Below are 8,781 nucleotides of genomic sequence, written 5' to 3'. Positions count from 1 at the left end.
GCGGGCCCCCGGCTGCGGGCGGGTGTGTACCGGCTGTGGAACACCGACCCCGGCCCGTTCGCGGCCGGCCAGGATCCGCTGTACCTCACCATGCCGGTGCTGCTGAGCGTGGCGGACGCGGGCACACATCTGGTCTTCCACGACAACTCCTGGGACGGGTACGTCACCCTGCGCGACGGCGTCGAGGGGCAGGGCTCGGGGCACGACCGGCCGGGCCGGTGCGAGGTGCGGATGAGCGGCGGCCCGCTGCGCTACTGGGTGCTGGTAGGCGCCCCGGCCCGGGTGCTGCACGGCTGGACGGCGCTGACCGGGGCGCCCGCGCTGCCGCCGCGCTGGGCGCTGGGGCACCAGCACGCGCGGTGGGGGTTCGGCAGCGCGCGGGAGGTGCGGCGCGTCGCCGACGGGTACCGGAAGCGGGGGCTGCCGCTGCGCGCGCTGCACCTGGACATCGACCACCTCCGGGGGCACCGGGTGTTCACCGTGGACCGCGAGCGGTTCCCGGATCTGCCGGGGCTGGCCGCCGAGCTGCGCGGCCGGGGGGTGCGGCTGGTGTCGATCGTGGACCCGGGGGTGAAGGCCGAGCCGGGCTTCGGCGTGTACGACAGCGGCGCGTCGGCCGATGTGTTCGTACGGGACGGGCGGGGCCGCCAGGTGCGGGGCGAGGTGTGGCCCGGCACGTCGGTCTTCCCGGACTTCACGGACCCGCGGGCGCGCAAGTGGTGGGGCGGGCTGTACGCGGAGCGGCTGGCCCAGGGGTTCGCCGGGGTGTGGCACGACATGAACGAGCCGGTGTCCTTCTCGGCGTTCGGCGATCCGACGCTTCCGCTGTCCGCGCGGCACGCGCTGGAGGGCCGCGGGGGCGACCACCGGGAGGCGCACAACGTCTACGCGCTGACCATGGCGAAGGCCGGATACGCGGGGCTGACCGAACTCCAGCCCGAGCGGCGCCCCTTTCTGTTCTCCCGCTCGGGCTGGGCGGGGATGCAGCGGTACGGCGGCACCTGGTCCGGCGATGTGCGCACCGGCTGGGAGGGGCTGCGGGCCTCGCTGGCGCTGGTGGTCGGCCTGGGGCTGTGCGGGGTGCCGTACTCGGGGCCGGACGTCGGGGGGTTCGACGGGGCGCCGTCGCCGGAGCTGTATCTGCGGTGGTTCCAGCTGGGCGCGTATCTGCCGCTGTTCCGCACGCACGCCGCGAAGTGGGCGGGGCGGCGGGAGCCGTGGGAGTTCGGCGCCGAGGTGCTGGAGCACGCGCGCGCCGCGCTGGCGGAGCGGGAGCGGCTGCTGCCGTACCTGGTGACGCTGGCCCAGCTGGCGCACCGCACCGGCGCGCCGTATGTGCGGCCGGTGTGGTGGCAGCACCCCCTGGACCGGGCGCTGCGGGACTGCGAGGACGCCTTTCTGCTGGGGGACGCGCTGCTGGTGGCGCCGGTCCTGGGGCCCGCGGTGCGCGGCCGTGCGGTGCGGCTGCCGAGCGGCCGCTGGTACGACACGGCGACGGGCGCGGCGTACGAGGGGCCCGGCACGGTGCGGGTGCCCGCGCCGCTGTCGCGCATACCGGTGCTGGCCCGCGCCGGCGCCGCCGTCCCGGTGGCCGGGGACGGCGGCGCCACGGAGCTGGAGGTGTGGCCGCCCGCGCCGGGGCGCACCGGCAGCGGGCTGGTGATCCCGGACCCGGGCGAGGGGTGGGAGCGGCCGGAGGCCGAGCGGTTCACCGTGCGGCTCTCCGGCCGGGGGGCGGACGGCCGTCCCGGCGTCGCGGTGGAGCGGGAGGACGGACGTCCGGTGGGCTATCCGGTGCGGGTACGCGGCTGAGCCCCGCCGTGCGTCACGGCTTGCGGCCCATGCCGCCGTACACCGCCGGCCGGGCCGGCCTGCCGGCGCCGCCCTCCGGCGGGTCGAGCCGCCACTGGGAACAGGGGACGACGCCGGGCCCGACCGTCTCCAGCCCCTCCAGGAAGCCGGCGAGCTGGGCGGGGCTGCGCAGCCGGTAGGGGGCGGCGCCGGTGCGGTTGTAGCGGTCGAGGGCCGCCACGTACGCCGGGTCCGTGTTGGTGCCGTCGCGGATCGCGAGGTAGCTCCCGGAGGGCAGCGCGTCCGTCAGCCTGTGCACGATGCCCCGCGCCTCGTCGTAGTCGCCGACGTGGGCCAACACGCCCATCAGCAGGACCGCGACCGGCCGGGTGAGGTCCAGCGTCCGGGAGGCGCCCTCCAGGATCCGCTCCGGGTGGTGCACGTCGCCGTGCAGATAGGCCGTGGCGCCGCTCGGGGTGCTGGTGAGCAGCGCGCGGGCGTACGCCAGCACCAGGGGGTCGTTGTCCACGTAGACGACGCGGGAGCCGGGGGCGACGCGCTGGGCGACCTCGTGGGTGTTGTCGGCCGCGGGGAGTCCGGTGCCGATGTCCAGGAACTGGCGGATGCCCGCCTCGGCGGCCAGATAGCGCACACAGCGGCCGCTGAAGCGGCGGCCGGTGCGGGCGAGGTCGACGATGCCCGGGAAGACGGCGCGGACCCGGTCGCCGGCCGCCTGGTCGGCGCGGTAGTGGTCCTTGCCCCCGATCCAGTAGTTCATGACCCGGGCGGAGTGCGGCACCGTGATGTCCACTCCGGACCCGGGCTGGTACGCGTGTGCTGGTCGTTCGGTCATGGCGTGCTCACCGGCGGGGCGTCAGCGACCGGCGCGAGACGGGGAAGTCGAAGTAGGTCTCGGGGAACGTCTCGGGCCGGTGGGTGAAGTGCCACCACTCCTCGGGGAGGTTGGCGAAGCCCTGGCGTTCCAGGGCGCGCTTCAGCAGCTGCCGGTGCGCACGCTGGGCGCCCTGGATGCGGGGGTCCTCGGTGTGGGAGAGGGTGTCGAAGCAGTCGTAGCCGGTGCCCATGTCCACCGAGTTGTCCGGGAAGCGCTCGTCCTGGGGTGCCGCGCAGTCGGTGAGGGGTTCGCCGGGCACGTACGGGCGGGTGGGCCTGGCCGGGAGCTTCACCAGGGTGAGGTCGACCGTGCTGCCCCTGCTGTGGCCGGACCGCTCCGCGATGTAGCCGTCCTCGAAGAGCCGGTTCTTGTCGACCCGCGGGTAGAACTCCGCCTTCATCCGCTGGTCGTCCAGGTCCTTCGCCCAGCGGACGAAGTGGTCGACGGCGCGCTGCGGGCGGTAGCAGTCGTAGACCTTGAGGCTGTAGCCGCGGCGCAGCAGGGCGCGCTGGGCGCGGCGCAGGGCCTGTGCGGTGTCCTCGGTGAGGATGCACAGCGGCCGGCGGTAGCCGTCGATGCGTTCGCCCACGAAGTTGTGCGGGGTGCGGTAGCGGATCTCCTGCAGGACCGTCGGGGCGACGTCGCGCAGCGCGACGAACTCCCTGGGCGCCCTCGGCTCCGGGGCGGCCGCCGCCGTCGGCGCGGTGCCGGCGGTGACGGCCAGCAGGGCGGCGACGAGGACGAGGAGGCGCGGGACGGTGGGCTGTCTTGTCATGCCCCATCGTCTATCAGGTGCGAACGGCGACCCGGAACCACCCCCGTTGGCCCCGAGCCGCCGTTCATGTCCATGGTGACGTGCGCCGTGGGGCAGTGGTTCGGAAGATCGGCACCTCATACAGGGGCGTGAGCATCTGGTGACCTGGCCGTGACAGTGCCCGCGCGGCGCATCAGGCTTCTGACGGCCCGCCAGGAGGTGGTGGGTGACGCGTACGCGCAAGCCCGCGGTGGAGGGGTCGGGCACCGGCGCCGGCCCGCCCGCGTTCGCCGGGTTCGCACGGGCCGGAACCCGGTGCCCCGGTGCGGGTGCGGGCGGGCGCCACTCGGCCGGACGGGCGAATTCCGGTGAACCCGGGCGGAGGGCCCGCGTCGCTCGTCGGGGTGGTTCCCGCGCAGGCCATCGCCCGGGCGTGTGAGCTGACCCGGCAGCCGCGCCGCCGGGCCGGGGCGCGCCGGATCCCCGGGAAGCGGGCCGGAACCAGCGCGGACCAGGGCCTGTTCGGACACGGCTCCGCCGTGATCCTGACGCGCTGACCCGCGCTGCTCCATCCGTGCGACGTGTCTTGACGGCCCCTCAGGTGAGTTGAACACTGCCGTCACGCTGGACGCGGACGTCGGACACGTCAGCACAAGGAGGCCGTTGTATGGATCAGTTCTCCCATGGGGACATCTTCGTCGGCGAAACCATCGGAACGGCCATCCTCATCCTGCTGGGTGCCGGAGTCGTCGCCGCCGTCAACCTCCGCTTCTCCAAGGCCAAGGAGGGCGGCTGGATCGTCGTCGCGTTCGGCTGGGGCTTCGGCGTGATGGCCGGTGCCTACACCGCGGGGCCGCTCTCGGGCGGGCACATCAACCCCGCCGTGACGCTGGGCATCGCGATCAGTGACGGGGGCAGCGCGAGCTGGGAGCGGGTGCCGACCTATCTGGCCGGGCAGCTGCTGGGCGCGCTCATCGGCGCCGTGCTGTGCTGGGCCGCGTACTACGCGCACTTCCAGGCCAACCGCGACAGCGAGCACGCCTCGCCCACCGTGGGGATCTTCGCCACCGAGCCGGCGATCCGGCAGCCCCCGGCCAACGCGGTGACCGAGATCGTCGCCACCACGGTGCTGGTCCTGCCGCTGCTGGCGTTCGGCGAGACCAAGAGCCTGGGCCCGGGGCACAGCGGCACGGGCACGCTGCTGGTGGCCTTCCTGGTCGTCGGTATCGGACTCTCGCTCGGCGGGCCCACCGGCTACGCCATCAACCCCGCCCGCGACCTCGGCCCGCGGATCGCGCACGCGCTGCTGCCCATCCCGAACAAGGGCAGCAGCGACTGGGCCTACGCATGGGTTCCGGTGGTCGGTCCGCTCGCCGGCGGGGCGCTGGGCGCACTGCTCTACGAGGCGGCCTTCTAGCAGGCCGCCGGGCCCGAGCCGTCCCGGCTCCGGCCTCGCCTCCGTCCGACCGGCCAACCGACCAGCCCGTCCCCCGGCTCCGCGTCTGCCGTCCGGTATCCCATCCACCCGAGGGGGGCGTCACCCATGACGGACACGTACGTGGCGGCCATCGACCAGGGCACCACGTCCAGCCGCTGCATCATATTCGACCGGGACGGCGCGATCGTCGCCGTCGACCAGCGCGAACACCGCCAGATCTTCCCCCGGCCGGGCTGGGTCGAGCATGACGCCACCGAGATCTGGTCCAAGGTGCAGGCCGTCGTCGCGGGCGCGCTCGCGGCGGCCGGGCTGCGCGCCGACCAGCTCAGCGCGGTCGGCATCACCAACCAGCGCGAGACGACCGTGCTGTGGGACCGCACCACGGGCAAGCCCGTGCACAACGCGATCGTCTGGCAGGACACCCGCACCGCCGAGCTCTGCGCCGCGCTGGGCGGCGCGGACGGCCAGGACCGCTTCCGGGACCGTACGGGGCTCCCGCTGGCCAGCTACTTCGCCGGGCCCAAGGTCGCCTGGCTGCTGGAGCACGTCCCCGGGCTGCGGCAGCGCGCGGCGAACGGGGAGATCGCCTTCGGCACCGTGGACTCCTGGCTCGTGTGGAACCTCACCGGCGGCACCGACGGCGGTGTACACGTCACCGATGTCACCAACGCCTCGCGCACCATGCTGATGAACCTGGAGACCCTGGAGTGGGACCAGTCGGTGCTCGACGCGATGGACATCCCCGCGGCGGTGCTGCCCGGGATCCGGTCCTCCTGCGAGGTATACGGCCGGGCCACCGGGCAGCTCGCCGGGGTGCCGGTGGCCGCGGCGCTCGGGGACCAGCAGGCCGCCGTGTTCGGCCAGACCTGCTACGCCGTGGGCGACGCGAAGAACACCTACGGCACCGGCTCCTTCCTGCTGCTGAACACCGGGAACCGGCCCGTGCCCAGCGCGAACGGGCTGATCACCACGCTGGGCTACCGGCTGGGCGGCGACGCGCCGGTCTACTGCCTGGAGGGCTCCATCGCGATCACCGGGGCCCTGGTGCAGTGGTTCCGGGACCAGCTCGGGATCATCGGCGAGGCCGCGGAGATCGAGGATCTGGCGGCCGGCGTGGACGACAACGGGGGCGCGTACATCGTCCCGGCGTTCTCCGGGCTCTTCGCCCCCTACTGGCGCTCCGACGCGCGCGGGGTGATCACCGGGCTCACCCGCTACGTCACCAAGGCGCATCTGGCGCGGGCCGTGCTGGAGGCCACCAGCTGGCAGACCCGCGAGGTCGTGGACGCGATGTACCAGGACTCCGGCGTCCGGCTCACCTCGCTGCGGGTGGACGGCGGGATGACCGCCAACGGGCTGCTGATGCAGCACCAGGCGGACGTCCTGGGCGTACCGGTGACCCGCCCGGTGGTCTCCGAGACGACCTGTCTCGGCGCGGCCTACGCGGCGGGGCTGGCCACCGGTGTCTGGTCGGACCTGGACGAGCTGCGGACGCAGTGGAGGCGGGACGCCGAGTGGACGCCGCGGATGAGCGAGGAGGAGCGGGAGCGGGAGTACCACAACTGGCACAAGGCGGTGCAGCGCAGCCTCGGGTGGTACGAGGGGTAGGGCGTGTCCGGCGGATCCGTCCAGCCTGTCCCCTGGCCGCAGAGGGGCTGCCAGGTACGCGCCGCAGCGGTCCGCAGGTGGGTTCGTGGCCGGTCGCGCAGTTCCCCGCGCCCCTTCGGGGCGCACCCTGGCCCCCCGAAGGGGCGGGGGGCTGCGCGACCGGGCGGTCAGGAGTTCGCCGCGGCCTCCCGGTCCGGGGCTTCGGCCGCGGCCTGCGCGGAGGCGTGCATCGCGTGCTCGACCACGGAGATCAGCACGTCCCGCACGGACTCGCGCACCCGCGCGTCGCAGAGCAGCACCGGCACCTCGCCGTCCAGGTCGAGCGCCTCGCGCACGGTGCCGACGGCATAGCGCTCGGCCCCGTCGAAGCAGTTGACGGCGACGGTGAAGGGGATGCGGCGCCGCTCGAAGTAGTCGATCGCGGCGAAGCTGTCCCGGAGCCGCCGGGTGTCGGCGAGCACGACCGCGCCGAGCGCGCCCTGCGCCAGCTCGTCCCACAGGAACCAGAAGCGGTCCTGGCCGGGGGTGCCGAAGAGGTAGAGCACCAGTTCGTCGTGGATGGTGATGCGGCCGAAGTCCATGGCGACCGTCGTGGTCGACTTCGCCTCGACGCCGGCGGTGTCGTCCACGGCGCCGCCCGCCTCGGTGAGCGCCTCCTCCGTGCGCAACGGGCGGATCTCGCTGACGGCGCCGACCAGTGTCGTCTTGCCGACCCCGAATCCGCCCGCCACCAGGACCTTGAGCGTGACGGGCTCGGCGGCGGGCTGCTTGGCGCGCTCAGAGCGCCCGAAGACCATTGATCACCTCTCTGAGGATCCTCTCGTCCGGAAGTTCCGCGGGCGGGACGGGCCGGCTGACGCGCACCAGTCCCGCCTCGACCAGGTCGCCGATGAGGACTCGGACGACTCCGACGGGCAGGTCGAGCTCCGCGGCGAACTCGGCGACGGTCAGCGGGGCGCGTCGGCTGCGGGCGACGATCTCGACGTGCTCGGGAGCGAGCGAGCCGTCGGCGAACCGCCCGCCCTCGGCGGCCGTGATCAGCTCCTCCACGCCCGCGCCGCCCGTCCCGTCCGCCGCCCCGTCCGCCGTTTCGCGCGCGACCAGCGGGGTCACCACCGCGATGAGGTCGAGCCGCGCGTCCTGGGCGCCGCTGCGGGTGCGGCCGCGGGTCATCGCGTACGGCCGCACCACAGGTCCTGCCGCGTCGTCGAACCACCGGTCCGTGGTCATGGCCGGTCCGTCCCGTCCGCCGGCCGGCTCACCGGGACGTGCCGGGCCGTCGCGGCCCGGGCGCCGCGTCCGCGCGCGGGGCGGTCGCCAGATGCACGCCCACCCGCTTGACCAGCAGCGTCATCTCGTACGCGATCTGCCCCACGTCGGCTTCCACGTCGGAGAGCACGGCCAGGCAGCTCCCGTCCCCTGCGGCGGTGACAAACAGAAACGCCTCCTCCAGCTCGACCACCGTCTGCCGGACGCGGCCGGTCTCGAAGTGCCGGCCGACGCCCTTGGCGAGGCTGTGGAAGCCGGAGGCGACGGCCGCGAGATGCTCGCTGTCCTCCCGGCTGAGCCCCTGGGACGCGCCTTTGGCCAGACCGTCCCCGGAGAGCACCAGCGCCTTGCGGATGCTGCCGACGCGGCCGACCAGCTCGTCCAGGAGCCAGTTGAGCTCACCGCTGTGCGGCGTGCTGTGCGATGCGGCATTCGGTGCGGTCATCGGCCGTTACCCTCCGGTGTCGTTCCCTGCGCTGGCTCCCCCGATGAGTGTCCCGCGTCCGCTGCCGGACCGGGGCCGTTCTCGCGTCTGCCGCGCTCCCAGCCGCGCTGGAGCGATGCCATCCGGCTCCGGACCGCCTCCGCGTCCCGCTCGGCCTCCCCGCCCCCGCCCCGGTCACCGGTGCGGTCAGCGCCCTGGGCCGGGGGCGGGCCGGCGGCCGGCGGCTCGGTTCTCAGCTGCCGCGCGAGGCTGGCCTGGCGCACCCGGCGCGGCAGTCCGCCCACCGTGGCCGGACGCTCGGCCGGGTCGGGACGCACGGGCACAGCGCCGTCCCCGGCCCCGATCCCGTCTTCGTCCTCGTCCTCGTCCTGGTCGGTGCGGACGCGGCGGCCGTGATCGGAGATCAGCACCGGGGCGCCCCGCCGGCGGCGCGGCAGCGGGGCCGGGCGGCCGGGCTCCCCCTCGTCCTCGGCGCCGCGCGCGATGGGGGCGGTGTCGTCCCGGGCCTGCTGGTGCTGTTCCCGGTAGTGATCGATACGGGCCTCGCGGGGAGTGTCGCCGGACGCCGGCCGGGCCGACGG

Annotated in this window: 8 protein-coding genes and 2 pseudogenes; 4 read left to right on the top strand and 6 right to left on the bottom strand. The window is 74.5% G+C overall.

Annotated elements, in window-relative coordinates; genetic code table 11:
- Positions 1 to 1,812: glycoside hydrolase family 31 protein (locus G5C65_RS25240; protein ID WP_165301226.1), on the top strand; the 1,812-nt coding region annotated here is incomplete at its 5' end.
- A gap of 13 nt (positions 1,813 to 1,825) precedes the next feature.
- Here G5C65_RS25240 and G5C65_RS25235 read toward each other — a convergent pair.
- Positions 1,826 to 2,644, bottom strand: coding sequence for an SAM-dependent methyltransferase (locus tag G5C65_RS25235; RefSeq protein WP_165301225.1), 819 nt, complete (start codon positions 2,642 to 2,644; stop codon positions 1,826 to 1,828).
- Between the two features lie 7 nt (positions 2,645 to 2,651).
- Positions 2,652 to 3,461 carry a M15 family metallopeptidase gene (locus tag G5C65_RS25230; protein WP_165301224.1) on the bottom strand — a complete coding sequence of 270 codons (810 nt, stop codon included), beginning with the start codon at positions 3,459 to 3,461 and terminating at the stop codon, positions 2,652 to 2,654.
- Between the two features lie 272 nt (positions 3,462 to 3,733).
- On the opposite strand from G5C65_RS25230, the pseudogene G5C65_RS39550 reads away from it, so the two are divergent.
- From G5C65_RS39550 to glpK, 3 genes and pseudogenes are all read left to right on the top strand, one after another.
- A pseudogene (locus G5C65_RS39550) lies at positions 3,734 to 3,997 on the top strand (thiolase C-terminal domain-containing protein); the annotation flags it as partial.
- Positions 3,998 to 4,107: 110 nt separating this feature from the next.
- Positions 4,108 to 4,857, top strand: coding sequence for an MIP/aquaporin family protein (locus tag G5C65_RS25220; protein ID WP_165301222.1), 750 nt, complete (start codon positions 4,108 to 4,110; stop codon positions 4,855 to 4,857).
- Between the two features lie 126 nt (positions 4,858 to 4,983).
- Entirely contained in the window at positions 4,984 to 6,486 is a 1,503-nt protein-coding gene (gene glpK / locus G5C65_RS25215; protein WP_165301221.1) for a glycerol kinase GlpK, read from the top strand.
- A 167-nt stretch (positions 6,487 to 6,653) separates the two neighbouring features.
- On the opposite strand, the gene G5C65_RS25210 is transcribed toward glpK, so the two are convergent.
- The 4 genes and pseudogenes from G5C65_RS25210 to G5C65_RS25195 form a co-directional block, all read right to left on the bottom strand.
- A complete protein-coding gene (locus tag G5C65_RS25210; protein WP_165301220.1) occupies positions 6,654 to 7,283 on the bottom strand; it encodes a GTP-binding protein in 630 nt (209 codons plus the stop codon).
- Positions 7,264 to 7,716 carry a DUF742 domain-containing protein gene (locus G5C65_RS25205; RefSeq protein WP_165301219.1) on the bottom strand — a complete coding sequence of 151 codons (453 nt, stop codon included), beginning with the start codon at positions 7,714 to 7,716 and terminating at the stop codon, positions 7,264 to 7,266. Before G5C65_RS25205 ends, G5C65_RS25210 begins: the two co-directional genes overlap by 20 nt.
- 28 nt (positions 7,717 to 7,744) lie before the next feature.
- Positions 7,745 to 8,200, bottom strand: coding sequence for a roadblock/LC7 domain-containing protein (locus G5C65_RS25200; RefSeq protein WP_165301218.1), 456 nt, complete (start codon positions 8,198 to 8,200; stop codon positions 7,745 to 7,747).
- Positions 8,197 to 8,781: pseudogene (locus G5C65_RS25195) on the bottom strand (hypothetical protein); the annotation flags it as partial. The pseudogene G5C65_RS25195 and the gene G5C65_RS25200, both read right to left, overlap by 4 nt.

The organism is Streptomyces boncukensis (genome assembly GCF_011045075.1).
In the GTDB taxonomy this organism is placed as follows: domain Bacteria; phylum Actinomycetota; class Actinomycetes; order Streptomycetales; family Streptomycetaceae; genus Streptomyces; species Streptomyces boncukensis.
The sequence above is the reverse complement of the archived record's forward strand: the minus strand, read 5'-3'. Positions and strand labels throughout refer to the sequence as shown.

What these genes read in the sequence shown, in the direction of transcription:
- G5C65_RS25235 (WP_165301225.1), bottom strand. Translation starts at nt 2,644, where the DNA reads ATGACCGAACGACCAGCACACGCGTACCAGCCCGGGTCCGGAGTGGAC.
- G5C65_RS25230 (WP_165301224.1), bottom strand. Translation starts at nt 3,461, where the DNA reads ATGACAAGACAGCCCACCGTCCCGCGCCTCCTCGTCCTCGTCGCCGCC.
- G5C65_RS25220 (WP_165301222.1), top strand. Translation starts at nt 4,108, where the DNA reads ATGGATCAGTTCTCCCATGGGGACATCTTCGTCGGCGAAACCATCGGA.
- glpK (WP_165301221.1), top strand. Translation starts at nt 4,984, where the DNA reads ATGACGGACACGTACGTGGCGGCCATCGACCAGGGCACCACGTCCAGC.
- G5C65_RS25210 (WP_165301220.1), bottom strand. Translation starts at nt 7,283, where the DNA reads ATGGTCTTCGGGCGCTCTGAGCGCGCCAAGCAGCCCGCCGCCGAGCCC.
- G5C65_RS25205 (WP_165301219.1), bottom strand. Translation starts at nt 7,716, where the DNA reads ATGACCACGGACCGGTGGTTCGACGACGCGGCAGGACCTGTGGTGCGG.
- G5C65_RS25200 (WP_165301218.1), bottom strand. Translation starts at nt 8,200, where the DNA reads ATGACCGCACCGAATGCCGCATCGCACAGCACGCCGCACAGCGGTGAG.